This is a genomic window from Peptoniphilus sp. GNH (genome assembly GCA_021307325.1).
In the GTDB taxonomy this organism is placed as follows: domain Bacteria; phylum Bacillota; class Clostridia; order Tissierellales; family Peptoniphilaceae; genus KA00134.
Window position 1 is genome coordinate 945,596 of the sequence record CP089931.1, and the last position, 23,352, is coordinate 968,947.

General features: G+C 36.6%; 21 protein-coding genes and 1 other annotated feature. Of the genes, 3 read left to right on the top strand and 18 right to left on the bottom strand.

Annotation, left to right across the window (positions count from 1 at the left end):
* Positions 1 to 79: 79 nt before the first annotated feature.
* Genes LV469_04655 through LV469_04680 form a run of 6 tightly spaced genes read right to left on the bottom strand, consistent with a single transcriptional unit; the run spans position 80 to position 8,041 of the window.
* Complete coding sequence (locus LV469_04655; GenBank protein UHR01948.1) at positions 80 to 4,009, bottom strand: FtsX-like permease family protein; 3,930 nt, start codon at positions 4,007 to 4,009, stop codon at positions 80 to 82.
* Positions 4,010 to 4,021: 12 nt separating this feature from the next.
* A complete protein-coding gene (locus LV469_04660; protein ID UHR01949.1) occupies positions 4,022 to 4,723 on the bottom strand; it encodes an ABC transporter ATP-binding protein in 702 nt (233 codons plus the stop codon).
* A gap of 4 nt (positions 4,724 to 4,727) precedes the next feature.
* Complete coding sequence (locus tag LV469_04665; GenBank protein UHR01950.1) at positions 4,728 to 5,708, bottom strand: polysaccharide deacetylase family protein; 981 nt, start codon at positions 5,706 to 5,708, stop codon at positions 4,728 to 4,730.
* Positions 5,709 to 6,281, bottom strand: a complete 573-nt coding sequence (locus tag LV469_04670) for an ATP-binding cassette domain-containing protein (GenBank protein ID UHR01951.1) — start codon at positions 6,279 to 6,281, stop codon at positions 5,709 to 5,711. It lies immediately after the preceding gene.
* Positions 6,274 to 7,011: an ABC transporter permease subunit gene (locus tag LV469_04675; protein UHR01952.1), complete on the bottom strand. Its 738-nt coding sequence runs from the start codon at positions 7,009 to 7,011 to the stop codon at positions 6,274 to 6,276. Before LV469_04675 ends, LV469_04670 begins: the two co-directional genes overlap by 8 nt.
* Positions 6,998 to 8,041: an ABC transporter substrate-binding protein gene (locus LV469_04680; protein UHR01953.1), complete on the bottom strand. Its 1,044-nt coding sequence runs from the start codon at positions 8,039 to 8,041 to the stop codon at positions 6,998 to 7,000. Before LV469_04680 ends, LV469_04675 begins: the two co-directional genes overlap by 14 nt.
* An 83-nt stretch (positions 8,042 to 8,124) precedes the next feature.
* Here LV469_04680 and LV469_04685 point away from each other — a divergent pair, with 83 nt between their 5' ends.
* On the top strand, positions 8,125 to 8,658 hold the full coding sequence (locus LV469_04685) for a hypothetical protein (GenBank protein UHR01954.1): 534 nt from the start codon (positions 8,125 to 8,127) through the stop codon (positions 8,656 to 8,658).
* A gap of 25 nt (positions 8,659 to 8,683) precedes the next feature.
* Here LV469_04685 and LV469_04690 read toward each other — a convergent pair whose 3' ends face one another.
* Positions 8,684 to 9,115 (bottom strand): rhodanese-like domain-containing protein, encoded by a 432-nt coding sequence (locus tag LV469_04690; protein UHR01955.1) that lies wholly within the window; start codon positions 9,113 to 9,115, stop codon positions 8,684 to 8,686.
* Positions 9,116 to 9,304: 189 nt separating this feature from the next.
* Positions 9,305 to 9,536: a binding site (T-box leader), on the top strand.
* A gap of 63 nt (positions 9,537 to 9,599) precedes the next feature.
* On the opposite strand from LV469_04690, the gene brnQ reads away from it, so the two are divergent.
* Complete coding sequence (brnQ, locus tag LV469_04695) at positions 9,600 to 10,931, top strand: branched-chain amino acid transport system II carrier protein (GenBank protein UHR01956.1); 1,332 nt, start codon at positions 9,600 to 9,602, stop codon at positions 10,929 to 10,931.
* Positions 10,932 to 11,003: 72 nt separating this feature from the next.
* Here brnQ and LV469_04700 read toward each other — a convergent pair whose 3' ends face one another.
* The 11 genes from LV469_04700 to LV469_04750 all read right to left on the bottom strand — a co-directional run bounded on the left by LV469_04700 (position 11,004) and on the right by LV469_04750 (position 22,451).
* Positions 11,004 to 12,146: an iron-containing alcohol dehydrogenase gene (locus LV469_04700; GenBank protein UHR01957.1), complete on the bottom strand. Its 1,143-nt coding sequence runs from the start codon at positions 12,144 to 12,146 to the stop codon at positions 11,004 to 11,006.
* Positions 12,147 to 12,369: 223 nt separating this feature from the next.
* Complete coding sequence (locus LV469_04705; protein UHR01958.1) at positions 12,370 to 13,389, bottom strand: G5 domain-containing protein; 1,020 nt, start codon at positions 13,387 to 13,389, stop codon at positions 12,370 to 12,372.
* 348 nt (positions 13,390 to 13,737) lie between these two features.
* Entirely contained in the window at positions 13,738 to 14,379 is a 642-nt protein-coding gene (locus LV469_04710; protein ID UHR01959.1) for a CoA pyrophosphatase, read from the bottom strand.
* Positions 14,369 to 15,508 carry a patatin-like phospholipase family protein gene (locus LV469_04715; protein ID UHR01960.1) on the bottom strand — a complete coding sequence of 380 codons (1,140 nt, stop codon included), beginning with the start codon at positions 15,506 to 15,508 and terminating at the stop codon, positions 14,369 to 14,371. The genes LV469_04710 and LV469_04715 overlap by 11 nt, the downstream gene beginning before the upstream one ends.
* A 3-nt stretch (positions 15,509 to 15,511) precedes the next feature.
* The gene (gene mscL / locus LV469_04720; GenBank protein UHR01961.1) at positions 15,512 to 15,955 is read right to left on the bottom strand and encodes a large conductance mechanosensitive channel protein MscL; all 444 of its coding nucleotides are present in this window, start codon (positions 15,953 to 15,955) and stop codon (positions 15,512 to 15,514) included.
* Positions 15,939 to 16,385, bottom strand: a complete 447-nt coding sequence (locus LV469_04725; GenBank protein ID UHR01962.1) for a cytidine/deoxycytidylate deaminase family protein — start codon at positions 16,383 to 16,385, stop codon at positions 15,939 to 15,941. Before LV469_04725 ends, mscL begins: the two co-directional genes overlap by 17 nt.
* A complete protein-coding gene (locus LV469_04730; GenBank protein ID UHR01963.1) occupies positions 16,366 to 16,989 on the bottom strand; it encodes a ribonuclease H family protein in 624 nt (207 codons plus the stop codon). Before LV469_04730 ends, LV469_04725 begins: the two co-directional genes overlap by 20 nt.
* Positions 16,986 to 17,612, bottom strand: coding sequence for a cyclodeaminase/cyclohydrolase family protein (locus tag LV469_04735; protein ID UHR01964.1), 627 nt, complete (start codon positions 17,610 to 17,612; stop codon positions 16,986 to 16,988). The genes LV469_04730 and LV469_04735 overlap by 4 nt, the downstream gene beginning before the upstream one ends.
* An 8-nt stretch (positions 17,613 to 17,620) precedes the next feature.
* On the bottom strand, positions 17,621 to 19,273 hold the full coding sequence (locus LV469_04740) for a formate--tetrahydrofolate ligase (protein ID UHR01965.1): 1,653 nt from the start codon (positions 19,271 to 19,273) through the stop codon (positions 17,621 to 17,623).
* A gap of 27 nt (positions 19,274 to 19,300) precedes the next feature.
* Positions 19,301 to 20,623 carry a histidine--tRNA ligase gene (gene hisS / locus LV469_04745; protein ID UHR01966.1) on the bottom strand — a complete coding sequence of 441 codons (1,323 nt, stop codon included), beginning with the start codon at positions 20,621 to 20,623 and terminating at the stop codon, positions 19,301 to 19,303.
* 118 nt (positions 20,624 to 20,741) lie between these two features.
* Positions 20,742 to 22,451, bottom strand: coding sequence for a proline--tRNA ligase (locus tag LV469_04750; GenBank protein ID UHR01967.1), 1,710 nt, complete (start codon positions 22,449 to 22,451; stop codon positions 20,742 to 20,744).
* A gap of 102 nt (positions 22,452 to 22,553) precedes the next feature.
* Between LV469_04750 and LV469_04755 the strand changes: the two genes are divergently transcribed.
* The gene (locus LV469_04755) at positions 22,554 to 23,291 is read left to right on the top strand and encodes a TIGR02206 family membrane protein (protein UHR01968.1); all 738 of its coding nucleotides are present in this window, start codon (positions 22,554 to 22,556) and stop codon (positions 23,289 to 23,291) included.
* Positions 23,292 to 23,352 lie beyond the last annotated feature (61 nt).

The following is a 23,352-nucleotide window of genomic DNA, read 5'->3' on the forward strand; positions in this document are numbered from 1 at the left end:
ATTAATAATAAAATTTTAAATAAAAAAATAACAGATAAGCTAGAATGCTCACCTGTTATTTCTATTCTACATTTTTATTTTACTCTACCGCTTTTAGAGCTTCGACCATGTTTGTATTTTTTATCTTTTTATAAAAGATTAGTCTGGTTAAAAATGTGATGACTACTGTTATTGCAAGTGCTATAAAGTAGGACCTTAAAAGTAGGGTTGGGGATAGCATGGCATTTGGTGGTGTGACTACTGATACGACTAGATAGTGAAGCACTTTTCCCATTATAAGTCCAAGAACCATTCCCATGAAGGTCAAGGCCCATGTTTCCCTGTAAATATATTTTACTGCTTCGTCAGTGTAGAAGCCCAAGACTTTGATGGTCGAAATTTCCCTTCGTCTTTCTTCTATATTTATGTTGGTAAGATTGTAGAGGACTATTAATGCCAAAAGGCTTGATGAAATTGAAATTACTAATTCAACAAGGCTTATGGAAAATTCAAATTGTCCCATCGCATTTTGGGCAAGGGTTAGGTCTGTTACTGCTAGGACCGACTTATAGTCTAGAAGTTCTGCCTTGATTTTATCTTGCATTTTCGCATCGTTTGTATTGAAGCTTATGAGGTCCATGTTAGATCTAAATTCTTGACCGAAGACTTTTTGGTAGTAGTCCTTGTCCATGTAGATGTAGTGACCTACATAGTTTTCGCAAATTTCGCCAACTCTTATATCATAACTTGTTCCAAAGTCATCTTTTACTTGTATCTTGTCCCCCTTTTTAACTCGCATCAGATTTGCCATTTTTTCTGAGATTATGGCTTTCTTGTCTGGTAGGTCTAGGTTTTCTTTGTGACCTCTTTTTCTAAGAAATATATCTTCTTTCATTGTATCCTTGTCACCAGGCACTATGAGGCTTACTTCTTGGTGTCTGTCTTTGTAGTCGAATGATAGAGATTTTTGCAGATATTCTCTATAAGATTTAATTTGCTTATTTTCGTTTAAAGTCTTTGTATAGGCTATAAAAGATTCTCTATCCAAATTTTTATTGTATATGACCGAGGCTTGGTATTTGAATATTTCGAAAAATTGTTTTTCAGACACTCCTCTAACCGATCCTTTTAGTCCAAATCCCAAGACTAAAAGAGCAACACAGCCCATGATGCCTACTATGGTCATGATCATCCTTCCCTTGTAGCGGAAGAGATTTCTGGCTGTGACTTTTTTAAAGAAATTCATCCTCTTCCAGAGAGGTCCTATTTTTTCTAAGAAAATTCTGGTGCCCTTCTTGGGTGGCTTTCCTCTTAAAAGAGTAGCCGTTTTTTCTCTCAAACTAGAATACACTGTCAAGATGGCTGTCACTCCTGTAAAGCCAATGCCAAGAGCCATAGCTAAGATTACCCATTGAGGATAAAATTTGAAAATTAGTTTGTCTTGAAAAATTGTCGATGTTGAATAGGCATTTCCTATAAGCCTTGCAAGGCTAGTATGTCCTATTAAGGCTCCTATACTTCCTCCTATGGTTGCCGCTAGAGATCCATAGGCGAAATATTTTCTTGCTATATAGGCTGGAGAATATCCCAGTGCCTTGTGGGTACCTATTTCTATTCTCTCTTCTTCTACCATCCTCTTCATGGTAGTAAAAGATACAAGCATAGCTATGGCAAAAAAGAAGATTGGAAATATTCCCGAGAGAAGGTCTACCCTTTTTGAGTAATCTATATATTGGTCGACTGAAAAATTTTTGTTTCTTGAGATGATTTCGTATTGAGGTTTTTCCAATATTTGCAAAATATCCCTTGTGTGGTCGAGGTCTTTTTGACCATCTCTAATTTTTTCTTCTGCCTTTTTAGATTCTGTTTGAAATTTCTTTTCCGCTTCTTCTATGTCAAACCTTGCCTTTTGAAGTTTAGCCTTGGATTTGTCAAGGCTAGCTTGGCCTTTGATTTTTTCGTCTTGAAATCTCTTTAAACCTGCATCGTAAGAATTTTTCCCAGCTTGCAGCTTTGCCTTGCCCTTTTCCAAATCAATTTGAGCTGAGTCGAGCTTGGCCTTATTTTTTTCATAATCTAAAAGCCCTTTTTTGTAGTCGAGCTTGCCTTGATCTAGTTTTGTCTTTCCTGCATCCAGTTCTTCCTTGGCATCTTGAAGTTTTTTAAGTCCCTTTAAATATTCTTCATAGCCTTTTTGATATTTTTCTAGGCCTTCTTGGTATTGGATTTCAGATTCATCCAAGGTCTTTAGTCCTTCATTATAGGCTGAAAGTCCCGCTTCATATTTGGCTTTATTTTTTTCAAGTTCTATTTTTGCTTGATCGAGTGCTTTTTGTCCACTTGAAAGTTGCTCAAGTCCTGATTCTGCTGCTGCAATTTGTTCTTTTACAGCCTTCAAATTTGCCAAGTTTATTTGTGGATACTTCTCCTTGATGCCATCTATTTCTTTTTTTAGCATTTTTAAACTTGCCAACTGGATATTTAAATTTGCTATTTTGTCGCTGTCATTTACAGGATCTAGTCTTTCGATTTCAGCTTCTAAATCCTTAATCTGCTTGTCTATTTCGCTTCCAAATTCCAAGCCTTGCGCAGGCAACTTGTCTAAAGCTTCTTTTATGCCATTTATCTTTCCCAAAGCCTGGTCTATGGAGTCATCTTCTTTTACAAGTCCATATTGGACTAGTTGAGTTTTAGCTTCAGCAAAGGCCCTATCTATCTTGGCTTGATTTTCTTCAAAAGCCCTTTGTCCCTCATCCAGTTGAGCCTTTCCAGAGTCGAGTTGCTTTTTGTTTGCTTCTAACTTGGTCTTTCCTTCGAGAAGTTTTGCAAAGGCCTCATCTAATTGTCTCTTGCTCTTTATCAAGAAGTCCTCGCTAGCCTCAAGCTTGCCCTTGCCCTCTTTATAGTCCTGCATTCCATTTTGATATTTGAGCGAATTTTCATCTAAGAGAGCTTTTGCTTGATCAAGTTTTTTCTTGCCCTCTAAAAGACTGGCCTTGCCCTCTTGTAATTGTCCTTCTGATTTTTCGAGCTTGTCAGAGCCCTTGTCCAAATCAGTCTTGGAGTTTTCCAATTCTTTTTCGGCATCATATATCTTTTGGTCATAAGTTTTTTTGCCAGATATATAAGCCTTTTCACCAGATTTTAGTTTGTCTTTTCCTGTCAATATCTTGTTTTTGGCATCATCTAATTCTAGCCTTGCCTTATTTATTTGGTCTTTGCCATCAGCCAAACTCTTTTCTATCTTATCCCTATTTTCTTTTAGTCTTCTCTCGGGGTCATACTTGAAATCCAAGGTGAGATCATCCAAATGCGAACTTAGCTTTTGCTTGTATTTTTTGGATGTGGTCAAAAGTCCTTTAGTATCTTTGTAGCGAATCTTTGCAATGGTGTATGTCTTATCTTCAAAGCTTTGTTCTGGAATATATCCATAATGCTTGATTTGGCCAAGCCCCCTTTGAGAAACGCCTCTGTAATAATTTGCTATATAATTGGTTGAGTCGCAAAGTCCAACTATCTTAAATGTATAAGTCTTGAGCTTGTCTTTTTTTGTTTTTTCCAGATTAAATTTATCTACTTCTTTGGAAAAACTTATAGTGTCGCCCAGTTTGAATCCTTCATTCTCTGCACTTTCATCTAGGATAATTTCTCCCGAATTTGAAGGCAGTCTTCCTTCTGTTACAATGGGAAGTCCCATTTTTTGGGGTAGACAAATAAGTTTAAAGACTGAACCGTTGTCTTTTTCAGTGGTGTCAATATCATACAAGATTTCATAATCTTCTAGCCCTGTTTGACTCTTTATTTTTTCTATATCCTCATCTCTAAAACCCATGGAGCAGATTATCTCTATATCCTCCATATTGGATTTGTCGATAGCTTCATTTAGAGTATGTCTCATGACAGGCCCAGTTACCAAAAGACCGACAAAGACAAAAACGCCCAGGCCCACTATCATGAGAATAGATATAAAACGAGAAAAAGATCCCCTTATTTCTCTTATTAAATTAATATTTTCCAGCCTGCGCTTCATACTCGATCACTTCTACCATTCTATAGTATCCACAGATTTAGGCTTGCTATTTGTTTTCATGAGAGAAAGTTTCGCATCCTTTATCTCAATGACCCTATCAGCCATAGGTGTTATGGCCTGATTATGAGTTATAAGAATCACTGTCATCTTTGTGTTCTTGCAAGTGTCTTGCAAGATTTTTAAAACTTGTTTACCGGTGTGGTAGTCCAGGGCTCCAGTTGGCTCATCGCAGAGCAAAAGCTTAGGCCTTTTTGCCAAGGCTCTTGCTATGGAGACCCTCTGTTGCTCTCCTCCCGAAAGTTGAGATGGGAAATTTTGCATCCTGTCCGAAAGCCCCAGTTCTTTTAAAATTTCTTCAGAATCGTGAGCATCTTTTACAATTTGACTTGCCAACTCTACATTTTCAAGGCTAGTCAAATTTGGTATCAAATTATAAAATTGAAAAACAAAACCCACATCTTCTCTTCTGTATTTGGTGAGTTCTTTTTCTGAAAGGCCCACTATATTTTTGCCATCTACTATGAGCTCTCCAGAGTCTGCCGTATCCATACCGCCAATTATATTTAAAAGAGTTGACTTGCCAGCTCCAGAAGGGCCTACAATTATACAAAACTCTCCCTCTTCAACATCAAAACTTATATGGTCGTTGGCAACTATATAGCCCTCTCCCGCTTTAAATTTTTTAACTAAATCTCTGACTTGGATAAAAGGCATGACATCAATCCCTTTCTAGTTTTTTTATAAATCCATCCAGATCCATACCCGGATAAACATTGTATCTGATTATCTTGTAGATGGACGAATTTTTAATATCGACATTATCGTTGTTGGCTCCTATAAAGCCCATATAGAGGCCAGCGTTTATAGTGGCCTTTTGGATATTCTTGTTCCAAAATCCTCCCGGATAAGAAAGGGCAACAGGTCTTTTTCCTGTATGCTTTTCTATCACCAGATTATTTTTTATAAGGTCATCTTGAATTCTTTCCACATATTCTTCATCTGTTTCTGTCGGAAACTTATAGGCAAGCTTGGGAATTTTCTTGTCAACCGATTCTTCAGCGAAAGAATGCATATCATAAGTGTGGTTTTCTATATCCACAAGCCCCGAATCCGACATCTCTTTTATCATATCCCAAGTCAAAAATCTATCATTACTACCAACAGCAGTCCCAATTACAAAAATTGTAGCTTTCACCTTATATTTTTTTAAAATTGGATAGGCTATTTCATAATTATTTCTGTAACCATCATCCATTGAAATCATAACAGATTTCTTAGGTAGACTACCAGTTTCATAGAGTGCTTCTTTTATATCTCTCGTGTCAATAAAAGTATACCCCAAATTCAAAAGTTTCTTAATCATAGTTTCAAACTCATTGGCATTTACTATTGCATAATTTTTAGTTTTTTGATCTCCTGGTATAAAGTAATGATAGGTTAAAATTGGAAATTTTCCAACTCTTTGTTTATATGAAAGAGCAGACTCCATAGCCTCTTTATCATCTTGAGGCTCAGGGATTTTTTCTTCACTTTCCTTAACCCTCTTTATGAAAATTTTTTTGTTCTCACTTTTAAATCCCAGTTTCTCGGCATAGTTTATGGGATTTATCCCTTTGACATTTAAAAAAATCATAAAGCATAAAATACCCACTGCCACTAAAAATATAAGCACAAATAAAGCTTTAAAAAACTTTTTCATCTATCCTCCAAGTTCTAAGACTCTATCAGCCCTAAGAGCTTTAATATCATCCCTGTTGTGGCTGGTAAAAATCACAGTCAAATTTTTTGTATTATCATTGATATATTCTATTATAAAAGCTTTTGTCTTTTCATCAACCTCTCTTAGCCCCTCATCCATCACAAAAATGTTTCCAGGAAAAATTATAGCTCTTATAATTGCAAGTCTTCTTTTCATCCCCCCAGAAATTTCCCTCACAGGTCTGTCAATTTCGCCTTCCATGTCAAGAGCCTTCAAGTGTTCCAAGACTTGTTTTCTAGAAAATTCACCTACTGCCAAGATGTTTTCATATAAGCTCATGTCTTCAAAGAGGATATTTTCTTGAAAGACAGTTTTAAAAATAGGTGGCTTAGCAAAAATTATTTCACCCGAATCATAGGGGCAAAGTCCTTCTATAATCTTTAAAAGAGTCGATTTTCCTATGCCACTCTTGCCAAAAATGGCTAGTCTTTCTCCCTCTTTTATACTCAGATTAAAATTTTTTAAGATTTCTTTATCGCCAAAAGACTTATTCAGATTTTTTATTTCAATCATCTCGTCTCCTCCTCATAAGTCTAAGCATCAATTTTTCAAAAACCACGGACAAAATTATAGCTGCAAAAGTATAGGTAAACACCTCTGATGTTTCCATGTAAACCTTGCCCTCATAAATTCTATGGCCAAGTCCTATGCCTGGTCTTGCCAGGACTTCAGCTGCCAGTCCAGACTTGAATGCAAAGCCGATTCCAGTTGAAAGAGCAGGCTTCAAATCTCTAAGTAGTCTAGGCATATATATGTATTTTACAATTCTTTTTTTTGAAAATTTGAACACTTTTGCAAGGTCTAAGTAGGATTTTGGCACTGACTTCAAGCTTCCAAGACTTACAAAGTAAAAAAGAGGGGCCACTATAAGCGAAACTATCAAAACTGGCAAGAGGTTAATCTTTATAAATATAAGAGCCAGTACGATAAATGACACCACAGGTGTAGCCCTTACCATATTCATAAAAGGCTGCAAGAGTTCTTTTACAATTTTACTCTTGTATGAAAAGATGCCCAAAAATACACCCACAAAAGCTCCGATTGAAAATCCAGCCAAAACTCTTAGAGCAGTTGCAAGCACATCCACATAAAAATGTTTCTTTAAAAAAAGGCCCAAGAACTCCTTAAATACAAGTAGAGGAGACACAAAAAGTATCCCCTCTCCTATCTTCATGCTTATAAGTTGCCAAACGAGGACCCAAAAAGCCAGTGACGCTATTTTATAAGCTCTAGTCTTCCACAAAATAAAAATCCTCTCCAGGCATCTTTCCACCGATTGATTTTGGATTTGCCTTTTCCAATACACTCAAAAATCCTTCCAAATCTCTTTTCATGTCCATTCCATCTTCATATGACATATTTGCCTTTGGAATTGCCTTTTCAGCAAGAGCTGCTGGAGCTATGCCAAGCTTTTCTATAATGGCTGCGGCCTCTTTAGGATTTTCATTTACAAATTTAATAGAATCTTCGTATTTATCTAGAAATTCTTCAAAATCTTTTTTAGAATTTTCAAGGTAGGCCTTGCTCACAACAAGTACACCCATGACCATAGGTCTTCCTTGAGTTGCCTTCTTATACTCTTTGTTGAGATCAATATTTTCAACCAAGGTCTTATCTTTGCTAAGAGCAATAGTCATAAAAGGTTGTGGTAGCAAAAGCACTGTGTTATCTTCTCCGCTAGATGCCAACACTTCTTGATGCTCAGACTTCCATTCGATTGTAACATCATCAGGAGCCAAGCCATTCTTTTCTAGAAGGTAGTTCAAAACATACTCCGGACTTGCTCCTTGACCTGCAGAAACAATCTTCTTTCCCTTTAAATCAGGAATAAATTTTATACTTGCATCACTTGATGCTATATAAAGATTACCAAGAGTGTTTATAGCAGCGACCTTTAGAAGCTTTCCTTCAGTCTTGTTGTAGAGAATAGATGCCATGTTGCTTGGTATTGCAGCCACATCAAATTCTCCCTTACTAAGACCTGCTACAACTTGATCTGGTGCTGTAAGGATTGTCAAATTAGATTGATCTTCTTCAAACATCTTAGACATGCCCATGGCAGTTGGACCTTTCAAAGCTGCAACTCTCGGCATTTTGAAATCAGAATCCTTTTCGTCTTTTTCGTCTTTTTCGTCTTTTTTATTATTCTTGTCTTCCTTGGCTTCGACCTTATTTCCTTCTTTTGGTGCATTAGCCTTATTGCTTGAGCAGGCAAAAAGGCCAAAGCTCATCAAACAAATAAGAACTAACAAGAATATTTTTTTATTTTTCATTTTTCCCACCTCTTAATGTTATTATAGTATTAATAATATCTCATTTCAAATATCTAAATATAAACTTAATCAAAGGGGTCGTTATGCTAGTCGTATTGCTCGGAAATTCAGGATCAGGTAAGACAAGTCTTATCAAAAAACTCGTAAAAGAATTTAATATAAAAAGAATCATAACTGCAACAAGTAGACAAATAAGGCCATTGGAGGTAAATGGAGAAGACTACATCTTTCTTTCTAAAGAAGATTTTGAAAAGAAAATTTCAGATGGCGAATTTGTAGAATACACTGTCTTTTCCAAAAATTACTATGGCAGTCTAAAAAGAGAAGTAGAAAAATACCTCGGCAAAGAAAATGCCATCCTGGCACTTGAAAAAGAGGGCATCAAAAATTTAAAAAACCTCTATCCTAGCAAGGTAATCGGCATATATTTGGACATATCTAAAAATACCTGCCTTGAAAGAATGCAGATGAGGAATGACTCTCATTTAAAAATAAAAGATCGCCTGGCTTCTTTTACAGATTACGAAGGGCTTTATGATTATAAGCTAAATGGCGAAGAGCCTTTTGACTTGGTTTATGCCAATCTTTTAGACTTGCTTAAAAAAATTTTGCATTAAAAAATCGGGTAAGTTCACCCGATTTTTATCTAAAAGAGTCCAAAGACCCCAAATCATATACATTTTTATAACCTAAAGACCTCAGATACTTGACTGCCTTTGAAGTCCTTATTCCATTTCTGCCACATATCACTATGTTCTTTTCATGGTCATATTCAAGACCAGATTCTTTCAACTTATCATAAGGTACATTTTCAGCTCCCATGATATGCCCCTTTTCATAAAGGGTCTCTGAAGAAATATCTATTAGAACTCCACCCCTATTCAAGATTTCTTTTGCCTTATAAGCGCTTATCTTGTCTCCAAAAACACCTTGCAAGCCCATATATAAGGCTATCAAAACTAAAATAAAAGTCAAAACGCTGGCTGCCTTTTTAGATTTAAATCTATAATTTTTGCTAACCTTGCCTATGTAACGCTTCTCTTCCTGAAGCTTTTTCTTTTTGAAAAGTCCCATAAATCTCCTCCTCTTAGTTTTATATAAATCATTTCTAAGAAAATTTACTCTAGCCTTCTTGCATATAGCTTTATATTACATTTTTTAAGTGATTTAAGCAAGAAAAGAAAAAATCCAAAAAATATTTCCCCAACTTTCTTGACAAGCATTTAAAAATATATTATCATTGCTTCAATAATTTAAATTTTATAATAAAACTTGAAAAAAAGAGTAAGCTCGTTTAGATTTTTAGAGAGTGGGCGCTTGGTGAAAGCTCATAATTGCGGCGAGATTGAAAATCATTTTTCTTTTTGCAAGTCTGAAACAAAAGTAAGACTTGACGCTTTGGTAGGCGTTATCTACACCCGGCATTGATAGATGCTTGAGTGCTTATTATTTTAATAAGAATAAAAGGTGGTAACGCGGAATTTTCGTCCTTTGTCTATAAGACAAGGGACTTTTTTTATTTATAAAATTTAAACAATTTATACAAGGAGAAACTAGAATGAAAAAACTAACAAGAAGTCAATTTTTGCAGGTAAGTATTATGTTATTTGGACTGTTTTTCGGAGCAGGAAACTTAATTTTTCCACCCCTTTTGGGTAATCAAGCAGGAAGATTTACTCTAATAAGTCTTTTGGGATTTTCTGTGACAGCTGTCCTTTTCCCAGTTATTGGCTCCATAGTAGTCGGAAGGACTAGCGGCCTTTTAAATCTTGCCAAAAGAGTAGGCCCAAGCTTTGCAATAATTTTTACAACAGCAATTTATATTTCCATAGGTCCCGGACTAGGCATCCCAAGAGCTGGAAGTGTCCCCTTTGAAATGGCAATACTCCCTTATCTTCCCAAGTCTATAAATGTGTTTACAGCAAGACTTGTCTACACCCTAATCTTTTTTAGTGTGGCACTTTGGGTCGCTTTAAAGCCCAACAAACTTGTAAAAAGAGTCGGCAAATATCTGACACCCGCCTTATTAATCATGATTTTTTTGATGTTTGTAAGAGTTATATTTCTTCAAAAAAATGTTGCCGCTCCCCTTGGCGACTACAAAGCCTCTCCACTTTTGAAAGGCTTTCTATCTGGATATGACACAATGGATGCAGTTGCCGCTTTGAATTTTGGCCATGTAATTGCCCTAGCTATAAGAAGATTTGGCATCAAGGACACCAACGAAGTCACAAAATACACTGTCAAGGCTGGATTTTTGGCAGGTCTTGTCCTCTTTATTGTATATTTTATGCTTTCAAGTATTGGCATGACAACATCAGGTGTTTTTGTTGGAGCTAAAAACGGAGCTGTAATACTTGCCCAAGCAGTAAAATTATCTTTCGGCAATTTCGGTCTTGTCCTACTAGCAGCAATATTTACCCTAGCTTGTCTTACAACTTGCATAGGCCTTATAACAAGTGGCGGAGAGTATTTCCACCACCTATTCAAGGAAAAATTGAGTTACAGAACTTGGATAATAATCTGGACTTTCTTCTCCTTTGTAGTTGCTAACTTCGGTTTAAATAACCTTCTTAGCTTCTCTGTGCCACTTTTAACTTTAATTTACCCCGTAGCCTTACTTCTGATATTTATGGGTATAAGCCACGATTTTATGCACTACACAAAGCTGTCATACTTAACGGCATCTTTTGTGACTGTATTTTTACCGCTTATTGAAATGCTATATAAAGTATTTAATATTAAAGTTCCCTACTTAACTCAATTTGAAGAATCCCTTCCACTTGCAGCTCAAGGCCTGTCATGGATTCTCCCTTGTTTTGTAGTACTTCTTTTGACAACATTGCTATCTAAGCTTTCTTGTTTAGCTACAAGAAGACAAAATGCTTGAAAATTTATACAAAAAAAACATAGGTCTACTAGATGACCTATGTTTTTTATTGGTATTTTTTATATTAAAGTCTCAAGAAATTTTCTTAAATAGTTCTATTAATTTTTCCTTGTCAAAAAATACTGGGTTGGCTCCTGCACAAGCATCCTTCATTGCATTTTCTGCTAAAGTATCATAATCAGGATTTTCAACTCCTACTTGCTTTAGTGATTCAGGAATTCCTACTTTTTTAGCAAGTTCATTTATTCTTCCTATTACATAGTCTACACATTGCTTGTCAGATCTATTTTCTACATCATATCCGATTACTCTTGCTATATCTCTAAATTTGCCTGGAGCTGATTTAGCATTTTCTTCCTCAACTACTCCAAGAAGCATAGCATTGCAAACTCCGTGTGGAAGATCGTATAGACCTCCTAGTTGATGAGCCATAGCGTGCACATTTCCAAGTCCAGCATTTGAAAAAGCAATTCCATTTAAGAAGCAAGCAAAAGTCATCATTTCTCTTGCCTTGATGTCGCTTCCATTTTTAACTGCATCTTCTAAGTTTTCAAATATTAGTTTTATTGAATAAAGGGCTGTGGCATCTGTAACATCATTTGCTCCAGCAGCAACTACAGCTTCAATTGCATGAGTAAGAGCATCCATTCCTGTCGCAGCTGTAAGCGCAGCAGGCTTTGAAATCATCAGTTCAGGATCATTTACAGTTATCTTAGCGAGGGCATTGTTATCCACCAAAATCATCTTTATTTTTCTATCTTCATCTGTAATTACATAGTTTATTGTAACTTCTGCAGAAGTTCCTGCTGTTGTCGCAATCGCAACTATTGGAAGACTTTCTTTTTCAGTCTTGTTGATGCCTTCGTAGTCTTGAACACATCCACCATTTGTTGCTAGTACAGCTATCGCCTTACCACAGTCTTGCGGAGATCCTCCCCCGATGGATACTACAAAGTCACATCCTTCTTTTTTTAGAAGTGCCAATCCGCCTTCTACATTTTTAACAGTTGGGTTTGGTTTTACATCAGTATATACGACTGTTTTTATATCAGCCTTATGTAAAACATCACAAACCTTGTCAACTGTTCCATTAGATTTCAAGAAATTATCGCTGACAACTAGAGCCTTTTTTAGACCTAATCTCTTCACAGGTTCCCCAAGCTCTGCCAAACAACCCCTTCCCAGTAAATTAACTGGTGGTACATAATAAATCATTTTTAAAAACCTCCTTGTTCGTAAATACAATTTTATTTCCCTTATGCGAACTTATTTAAATTTTATCATTTCTTTTTTTGCTTGTCAATTTTTTATTTTTCTCGACTAATATTTATTACAATATGGCTTTTTTTATTTTTAAATTTTTCATTGTAAAAGTTTCTAGAACTACATCCGATTTAAACATTAAAAAAACGCCGCTTTTCACGACGTTTTTCATTTCTTATTCAATTACATATACTTTTACAAGTCTTCTGCCAAACTTAAGAGCTGTTGACTTAGAGTTAAAGAAGAGGTCTATCTTCTTACCCTTGATAGCTCCACCTGTATCTTCTGCTACTGCATAGCCATAAGACGGCCATCCATCTGTTGTTTCTATATAGAGTTTTGATCCTAGTGGAATCACTTTTGGGTCAACTGCAACCGCACCTACTCTAGCTCTAGTTCCCATTGCAGTTTTTGAGCCAGCAGATGGGTCATAGGCTGTAGCTTCCATTGTGAATACTTTTTTTGCTGTTGTCGGATCAAAAGAGTTATCAGAGGCTTGTACAACTTCTTTTACTGCTTCGCTATTTCCAACTTCTACTATTTCAGTAACTGGTTTTCTAGTGACTTTAGTGTCTAAAATTTCTTGAGTTATCAGTTCTCCATTTGCGTAAGTATTTCTAACTTTTTCAGTTATAATCCCCGTCTTACCCTTTTGGATTACTCTTCTTTGATCTTTTTTTAGATTTTCATTTATTTTTTCTACAACATCAAAACTTTCTTCTTGTTCGATTGTAGTTTCTGTGTGCTTGATCCTAAAAATTTCAATTTCTTGTCCAGCTTCAATCTCTTCTGATCTTGCCGGCCTTGTATAATCTTCGTTGCCAAGCTTAATTTCTGAATTTTCCAGGACTTCTTCTACAGTTGATCCAGAAGATTCTAATAAATGCTTGCCTTTTTCATCAATCACTGTGTAGCTAGCAAGTCCTGAAATTGAAATGGTCATGCCATCTACAATTTCTGTATCCAAACTTGGACTTACAGCTTGGTTTTTGTCCAAAATTATTTTCTCTTGTTTTATAAAATCCTTTACGGTTGTCGCATAAGTCACGACTTCCTTATCTTTTCCCTTTATTTTCAAATTCACCTTAGTGCCAAGTATTTGAGCATAAGTTATTGAAATTACTGAAAATAAAAGCAAAAAACTCATAAAGAAAAATAAATAGCCCTTATTGAGCCTTGTCTTTCCTATCTGCATATTTTAAATCTCTAACCTCCCGCTACAAAAAATAAGAGTGTTACTTTTTTGTAACTTTTTGATTCTTATTAGATTATATGGATCAAGGACTATTTTGTCAATTTTTTTGTAACTATTTTGTTACCTTTGGAACTTGTGTATTTTACTTGCTTTGCCATTTTCTGTAATATTTTCGTAATATTAGGCTTATTTTTATCATTTTTATCTTTTTAGTGATAATCACGTTTTTCGAACATTTTCTAAAAAATGTCCTCTTTAATTTATTACAATTTGGTTACATCTGACTTCTTCCCATTTTTAATGAGATTTTAAGTCAAAAAAATAAAGCCATCCCATCTTTGAATGACTTTATCGCCAAAATTTATTCGATTTTAGTATTTTTATAAAATTATAGGTCAATTTTGCTGTAAGACCCCAGACCAAATAGCCTGCATATTTATAAAAGTAAATCTTGTGAACTCCTTTTGCAAATTTATAAGCTTTTCCTCCAGGTATTAAATCATAGGGAAAGGTGTCCGATTTTAAAATTCCAATATCTAAACTATGAACTTCGGGTTCTGTTTCTATCAGATAGTCAAGAGGTATGCAAAAAACTTTCTCGACTTCGTCTTTGTTGGGTCTTATATTTTCTAAAGTTATGTCTTTTATAAGCCCTGCAAAGCAATAAATTTGTGTCCCCGACTGAGTGTAGATAAAGTCTAGCTCTCCAAAATATTCGAGTTTTTGTCTAGTTAACAAAAGTTCCTCACAAGTTTCTCTAAGAGCAGCCTGGCCTGCCCCTTCCCCCTTGTCTATCTTGCCACCAGGAAAGGAAATCTCTCCTGGTTGCCTTCTAAGACTTGCCGATCTAACTTCGTAAAGCAAACATATTTTCCCGTCCACTTCAATCAAGGGGATAAATACGGCATACTTATCCCCGGCATCAATTATAGATGGTCTGTGTCTTTCTACTATGCTTGCGATTTTGTTTAAGGCTTCTTTATTCTTCATAGGACTCTACAAGTTTTTTCAAATAAGCTGAATCCACTTTTTTTGAAGCTTCCGAGATTTCATTTATGGATTCTTGTAGGCTTCTTACTCTCAGTTTATCCAACTTAAATATTGAAAGTTCTCTTTCTATAAGGGCAAAGAGCAAATCTTCCAGACTAAAACTTCTATCCAAGCCTAGTCCCTTGGCTATCGAACTAAATCTGTCCTCATAAAGACATCTTATGATAGACTTGCCTTTTATATTTTTTTCCTTTATAAAGTCTTCCATAGATGATAGATACACATTTCTTAATATCTTCTCAGCTTGCAATTCTCCTATGGGCTTAAAATAATATTCCTTGCCCTTTAGTCCTTTTATAATTTTCATAGCATCCAAATAGCCAAGTTTTATAAGAGTCTTAGACTTGTCCGAGTCAAAACTCATAGATGATGCTAATTTTTCAAGTGGCTCAATGACTATTGCATCCTTTGGAAAGAGTAAGTTTCTAAAATCTCTGGGTCTAGTCCTCACTATTATAATCTTTTCTTCTAGCTTGTCCACCATAGAATGGGGGATGCGGTTGGTGGCTCCTCCGTCTAGGTAGTACTTGCCATCAATCGGTTCCAGTTTAAAGGCTGGGTGATAGGCAGATGCCATTACATAATTTTTAAGTTTGCCCTCCGGAATATCATCTATAAAGACTTCTTCCGTCTTTCTGTCTGTGATATTAAAAGTTACCAGCCCAAAATTTATGTCGGATTTTCTGAGCTTTTCTTCATCTACGGCAAGATTTACCAAGTCTTTCAAGGGCTTGGGATCCATCCTACCTCCGCTTGAAATTAAGTTTTTGATATTTTTCAAATTTCCAGATATAAACGACAGCGCATCTTCTAGCTTGGATGAATCATCTTGATTTTCATCATCTAAAGTTTCTTCAAAACCCATATTTTTATTTAAGTCCATATTTTCCCAAAGATTAATGCACTTTTGCAAATCATTTTGAGCAAACATGGCTCCATTTATAGCTCCTATTGAGGTGCCTACTATGGTCTTGAATTCGTATCCATTTTCTTTAAGTGCGATAAAGGCGCCTACTTGATAGGCCCCCTTTGAGCCGCCTCCTTCTAAAACTAAAGAATATTTTTCCATAATTTATAACTCCGATGTGCAATGAGGACATCTAGTAGCCTCAAGATTTATCTGACTCTTGCAATAGGGGCAAGTTTTGCTTGCCTGTTCGCTATTTTCTACTTCCTTTTTAGACTTAAATCTTGCCATTTGCTTTATAACTACAAAAATTACAAAGGCTATGATTAGAAAATTTATTACCGTCTGCAAAAAATTTCCATAGGCAAAGACTGGAGCTGCGGCTTCTTTTGCCTCTGCAAGCGACGCATATTTCTTTCCATCAAGTGAAAAGAACATGTTTTGAATATCAACCCCTGATAATATCATGGATATGGGTGGCATAATGATGTCTTCAACTAAAGATGATACAATTTTTCCAAAAGCACCACCTATGATGACACCGACTGCCATGTCTATGACGTTTCCCCTAGCAATAAAACCTTTAAATTCTTCAATAAATTTCTTCAAGTTTTCCCTCCTTATACCTTGATACTTTCAGCTTGTTTTTTTTGAAAAGCTCAATCGCATATGGGTCTTTTCTATAATCCACCTTGTAAATTATCTCCTTAATGCCTGCCTGAATAAGAGCCTTGGCACAATTTAAACAGGGAAAATGTGTAATATATGCCCTAGCTCCTCTCACAGATATGCCTTCTTTTGCACAATATAAAAGGGCGTTCATCTCAGCGTGAATAGTGGCGATACAGTGACCGTCCCTTAAGGTGTGACCTACATCATCACAATGGGGATTGCCAGCAACAGAACCATTGTAGCCAGTAGAGATTATTCTGTTTTCATCATTTACTAGAACGCATCCCACCAAGGCCCGATCACAAGTTGATCTAGTTGCCACCATCTCTGTAATTTCCATAAAATAATCAGTCCAAGACTTTCTCATCCAAGGCCTCCTTTGCCAATTTGTCAACTCTCTCGTTGTACTCTATGCCCGTATGTGCCATGACATGTATAAAGTCGACATCTATATCTTTTTTTATATTTTCGTAAAAATCAGAATAGGCCTTAGTGCCTTTTAGGTTTGCCTTCCACGCCTTCTTTGCCCACATCTCAATTCCTGTGTAGTCATAGTGCAAATAGAGCTTTTTATAACCACGTTCAACCGCTCTTTTCATGGCATACATGGCTCCCTCAATTTCTCCTGCTACATTTCTCATAGAAGACATATCCGATTTTTCAAAGGCCTTCTTGCCCTCTTCGTAAAAATCTTTTCCTATTAGAAGATATCCGAAAGAATATCTAAAAGTTTTAACTTGAAAAGAGCCGTCTACATAGGCTATGACTTCTCCCTCTTTTAAATCTTTTTCTTCTTTTTTATCATTTTCGCCTTCTGAATCATTAAAAAAAGCCTCTGCCTCTTTAAGAGTCTTAAACTTTTTATATATGCCTCCCTTGTATCCATGCACTTGTTCTTTACACTCTTGCCAACTTGTATAAATACCCGGTTTTCTTCCTTTTTTTACCACATAATAGCTGATGCTTGTCATAGGAGTTCCGCCTTTACTTCCTCTTCTATATCCTTTGCCAAAGCACTTGAGATCTTCTCTAGTTCCAAGGCCTCCGTTCTTAATTTTTCGGCTTTATTGTAGTCCTTGAAAGATTTGATGTTTATATACACATTTAAAAGTGCACCTTTTATAGCGGCATTTGCCAAAGAAGCACTCGCTCCCACATCAGTTATGGCATTTTTGTTGCCATCTTCAAGCAGCATTTTTAAAATGGGATAGACTTCAAATGTCTTGTAGGCTATTTCAAAAGGCACATCCACAGCTTTTACTAGAGCCTTTGCTATTTCATCACTTCTAAAAGATGAAACAGCTTTTTCATATTTTGGCAGTCTGTAAGCAGCCATGAGATTTTCAAAAGCCTTGGCATCTTCATCTATTAGAACTTGCAAATCAGCCTTTAAGTCCTCACCCTTTTCAAGTAATCTTTGCATTTTTTTATGAACTGCTTCATAAGACTTATTTTTAAGAGTCAGATTTGTAACCATCATGGCAAGAGAAATGCTCAAAAGACCAGTATAGGCACTTGCCGCTCCCCCACCTGGTGTCGGTGAAGAAGAGGAAAGTTCTTTTGCAAATTCTATTACAGTCTTATCGATTAACATACTTACCACTAGAAAAGTCCCTCTATATTTCCATTAGCATCAATTTTCATATTCTTAGCAGCTGGGTTTTTGTTAAGACCAGGCATGACCATCATGTCTCCCGAAAGAGCCACTATGAAACCTGCTCCGTTTGATATGTTGATGTCTGATATTGTAAATTCAAAATCTTCTGGAGCTCCCAATAAATCCTTATTATCAGAAAAGGAGTATTGAGTTTTAGCTATACAAATAGGAAGCTTATCGAGGTCATTTTTTTCTAATTGAGCTATTTTTTTATTTGCTACAGTCGAATACGATACATGAGAGGCCCTATAAATTTCCTTGGCAATTTTTTCAATCTTTGATTTTATAGAATCCTCATAAGAATAAAGAGGTTTGAAATTTTTACCTTCTTTTAAAGTTTCTAAAAGTAGCTTAGCCAAATCCTCTGCACCTTGACCCCCCAATTCAAAGCCCTTGCTTATTTGAGCTTTTATGCCTTCTTCTTTTAAAAGCTCCTTAACTAAATCAATCTCTTCATCAGTGTCCTTGTAGAAGTGGTTAATGGCAACAATAAGCGGCAAGCCATATTTTTTCAAATTTTGGCAATGTCTTCCCACGTTGGAAAATCCCCTTCTAATGGCTTGCAAATCAACTAAAGACAAGTCCTTCAATCCACCATGGTACTTAAGGGCCCTTATAGTAACCACCAAGACAACAGCATCTGGGCTAAGACCCGAGCATCCACATTTTATGTCAAAAAATTTTTCAGCCCCCAAGTCAGCTCCAAAACCTGCTTCTGTAATCACCACATCAGAAAGAGAAAGAGCTGTCTTTGTTGCTATTACACTATTGCAACCGTGCGCAATATTGGCAAAAGGTCCACCATGGATTATTGCCGGAGTGTTCTCGCAGGTTTGAACTAAGTTGGGCTTTATAGCATCCTTCAAAAGAATGGTAACAGCATCAGCAGCTCCTATATCACTCGCATAGACGGGCTTATCATCTCTTGTATAAGCAACTATTATCCTTCCTATTCTCTCTTTTAGGTCTTCAAGATTTTCTGCTAGACAGACTATTGCCATAATTTCACTTGCTGCAGTTATCATAAAATGTTCCTCTCTAGGAATAGATGCAAGCTCTCCACCAAGACCCAAAACTATATTCCTAAGTGAGCGGTCATTCATATTCAAAACCCTTTTGAAATTTATCTTTCTCGGATCAATCTCTGGTTCAAAGCCTTGATGCATGTGATTATCCAAAAGAGCCGCCAGCAAATTGTTGGCAGAAGTGATGGCATGAAGGTCTCCTGTAAAATGCAAATTTATATCTTCCATGGGGAGCACTTGTGAATATCCTCCTCCAGCCGCTCCCCCCTTGATGCCGAAAACAGGCCCCAAAGAAGGCTCTCTCAATGCCAACATGGACTTTATTCCAAGTTTATTTAAGCCTTCAGAAAGACCTATGCTAACTGTGGTCTTGCCTTCGCCTGCAGGAGTTGGACTCATTGCCGTAACAAGCACAAGCTTGCCTTTTCTGTCGCCAGTTATCTTCTTGTAGTCTATCTTGGCCTTGTAGGGGCCATATAGCTCAATAGCATCCTTGGCAAGTCCCAAATCCTTTGCCAAATCGTCTATGGGTTTTAAAGTGGTTTCCTTAGCAATTTGAATGTCTGTCTTCATTTTTCCCTCCAATTTTGTAAATAATATTTAAACGCCTGCAAGACTTGAAAGTTTTTTGCATAGACTTTCAAAATCCAAATTTTCTTGATTTCCTTCCTTCATATCTTTCAAACCATAAATGCCTTTTTCGATTTCATCCTTGCCCAAAACTATTACATAGGGGATTTCCAAATCATCAGCATACTTAAACTTCTTGCCCATTTTGCCAGCTTCAGTATATATACTAGTAGAGATTTCTCTGTCCCTCAATTTTTTGATAAGCTTGATTCCTTCTTCTATGCAATCATCCATAGGAATGACAAGAACATCAACCATAGACTGATTCTTTGACTCTATTAGCTTCTTTTCAGTGAGTTGGAAAAATAGTCTTGATAGTCCAATCGAAATCCCCACCCCTGGAAGCTTTGCCTTGGTATAGTTGGCAGCCAAATCATCATACCTACCACCCGAGCAGACAGAGCCCAGCTCTGGATAGGCATCTAAAAAGGTTTCATAGACAGAGCCGGTATAATAGTCAAGTCCCCTGGCAATTTTTAAATCTATCTTGTAATTCTTTCTTTCAATGCCAAAATCTTCCATATAAGAAGTGAGCTTTGAAAGCTCATCAACACCAAGCTTAAAATCTTCATCCTCAATGCCAAGCCCTTCCAGAGCTAGCAAGATTTCTTCTCTGTTACCCTTTATTTTTAGAAAATCAGAAATTTTTTCAATCTGATCAGCCTTTAAGCCCTCATCCTCTAAAAGTTCCTTGACCTTGCAAATACCAATCTTGTCGAGCTTGTCCACAATTCTAAGTACAGAAGTCGCATCGCAAACCCCCAAGGATCTATAAAAACCCGTGAGAATTTTCCTATTATTTACACAAATTTTGAAATCCTCAAAGCCCATTTCTCTAAATATTTTTGCAATTATAACAGGCATCTCGGCATCATTTACCAAAGATAACTTCTCATTACCAATAACATCTATATCGCATTGGTAAAACTCTCTAAAGCGACCTCTCTGTGCCCTTTCGCCCCTATAAACCTTGCCAATTTGATAGCGTTTAAAAGGAAAAGCTAAATCTGAAATATGTTCAGCAACATATCTTGCAAGAGGCACGGTAAGATCAAAACGCATACTCATCTCAGTGCTACCCTTTGTAAAAGAATAAACCTGAGCTGCAGTTTCTCCTCCTCCCTTGGCAAGCAAGACCTCTGTCTTTTCCAAAACTGGAGTATCCAAGGGATAAAATCCGTGAAATTCATAATTTTTTCTTATTATTTCAAGTAATCTATTAAATAAAATTTGATCTTTAGGTAAAAGTTCGCCAAATCCCGGAAGCGTAGACGGTTTTATAATTTCTCTCATAATATCTCTCCTTTTTTATTAAGTATAGCATAAAGAGCCTCTTTATAGGCTGTCAAGTCATCTTGGAATTTTAAAAAAACCGGGTTCTAGACCCGGTTATTTTATTATTTAATTTCTTTTATTTAATTTCTTTTTTTATTTCTTCTAAGGCCATCTTTATAGCGTCTTTAGAAGACACTTCATGATTTTCTCTATCAGCTCTTCTAGAATATTCTACAAGATTTTCAGACGCCTTCTTGCCAACAGTGATTCTTATAGGAATACCTATGAGGTCCCTATCCTTAAACTTGACTCCAGCTCTCTCATCTCTGTCATCTAAAAGGACTTCCGCTCCAGCCTTCTTAAATTCTTCATAGATTTCTTCAGCCACTTGCAGTTGTTCTTCTTTCTTTGGATTTACGCAAGTTATAATCACATGATAAGGTGCCACAGTCATAGGCCAGATTATCCCGTCATCATCGTGGAATTGTTCAACCAAGGCTGCCACAGATCTAGTCACTCCAACTCCATAAGAGCCCATCACGAAAAATTGCTCCTTGCCATTTTCATCTAAGAAAGTCGCATGCATGGACTTGGAATACTTAGTTCCCAATTGGAAAATATTGCCGACCTCGATACCTCTTGCAAACTTAAAAGTTTCATCTCCGGCTGGCACAAGGTCGCCCTCTCTTACCATTAAAAGGTCATCAACCAGCTCAGCAGTAAAATCTCTTTGCATGTTTACATTTCTTAGGTGGTAGCCTTCTTCATTTGCTCCCACAATCAAATTGTCCATATCTCTTAGTCTAGCATCTGCAATTATCCTGGCCTTTTTGATGCCAAGAGGACCTGTATATCCAGCCACACCGCCAATGGATTCTATATCCTTTTCATCTTGCATTTCTATTTCATGTTCTGGTATTCCAAGATAACCACAAAGCTTAGACATATTGAGTTCCCTATCTCCGGGTATCAAAACCAAAAACTTTTCATCTTCTGCCTTTAATAAGATGGCCTTGGCACACCTTCTAAGTTCAATGCCCAAAAAAGCCGCCACTTCTTCTATGCTCTTGCAATTTGGAGTCGCCACCTTTTCAAGATCAAGCCTATCTTCTCTTTTAGGAAGTTGATAGTTTACGGGAGCCTTTTCATCAGTTGCAGCATAGGAAGTCTTTTCCGAATAGGCAATCACACCTTCCCCAGTTTCAGCAAGAGCTATAAACTCATGGCTCTTATTGCCTCCCATGGCTCCAGAATCTCCTTCCACCACCTTGTAATTTAACTCCAATCTGTCAAAAATCTCCTCATAAGCCCTATACATATTCATATAGGACTCCTTCATCCCTTCGACATCTCTATCAAAAGAATAGGCATCCTTCATCAAAAATTCCCTGGATCTATTAATTCCAAATCTGGGTCTCTTCTCATCCCTATACTTAGTTTGAATTTGATATATATTAAGAGGTAGGTCCTTATAAGAAGAAACCTCATTTTTTATAAGAGAAGTAAAATACTCTTCAGCGGTAGGTCCTAGGCAATACTCTCTATTAGCTCTGTCCGTCAACTTGAACATTTCCGGTCCAAAAACTGCCCATCTGCCAGACTCTTCCCAAATCTCCTTGGGTTGAAGAGCCCCCATCAAAATCTCTTGAGAACCATATTTATCCATAGTTTCTCTTACAATATTTTCAATCTTCCTTACAACCCTATATCCCAAGGGCAAGTAAGAATAAAGTCCTGATGCACTTCTTCTAATCATTCCAGCTCTAACCAAAAATTTATGGGAAGCCACCTCTGCATCTTGAGGGTCCTCCTTTAAGGTAGGCATATAAAATTTAGATAATTTCATGTCTGTCTCCTTTTATTCATATAATATAATTTTACTACAAAAATCCTCTCTTGCAAGATTTTAAGCTCTTATGATAGAATCTTACTATCCAAAGGAGGAATTATGAACTTTTTAAAAGAATTTTATAGAACACAGCCTGACGGGGCTTTCAAAGCCTATTCACCCATGCATCTGGCATTTATTCTTTTTGTAGCCAGCTTAGTTATTCTGGCATCCAGATTAAATAAAGATGAAATAGGAAAATTAAAAAAAGTTCTCGCCTCGCTTTTAATTTTTGATATAGTAAACCGATACGGTTTTTATATATTCACAGGCTATTCAGGTCTTAAAGAGTCCCTGCCCCTCTATCATTGTAGGATAGTTGCCATACTCTCTCTTATCTACTTTCTTAGACCTTCCAATGCTCTGGGTACAATCATCTTTTACTGGGGACTCATGGGTGGCATCTTGGCACTTTTGCATCCGATTCCAGATCCTTTTGCCTTCCCCCATATACTTCTCGTCTTATTTTTCCTCTACCACAGCGTCCTCTTTATGATGACGGTGGTAGTTGCTAAAGACGGAAACAACAAGCTCCCCCTTTCTACTGTGAGAAAGATTACCCTATGTTTTAATATCTTTTTAATCATAGTGAACTTCTTCTTAAAATCAGATTACGGTTTTTTCACAAGCCCACCAATAGCATCCGAGCTTCTTTTAAATAATTTGGGCTCAGTTGGTTACAAGGTCCTAGCCTTGATAGTTTACGATTTAATCATGATTGTTATATATAAGGCGAAATACATCTTCATCCACCTTTTGTCTAAGGACGATGAAATGTCAAACCAAACTCTAAAATAATTTTTATGGCGACTTGAGGTCGCCGTTTTTTTATGAAAAATTAAATATTTAAAAAAAGAGC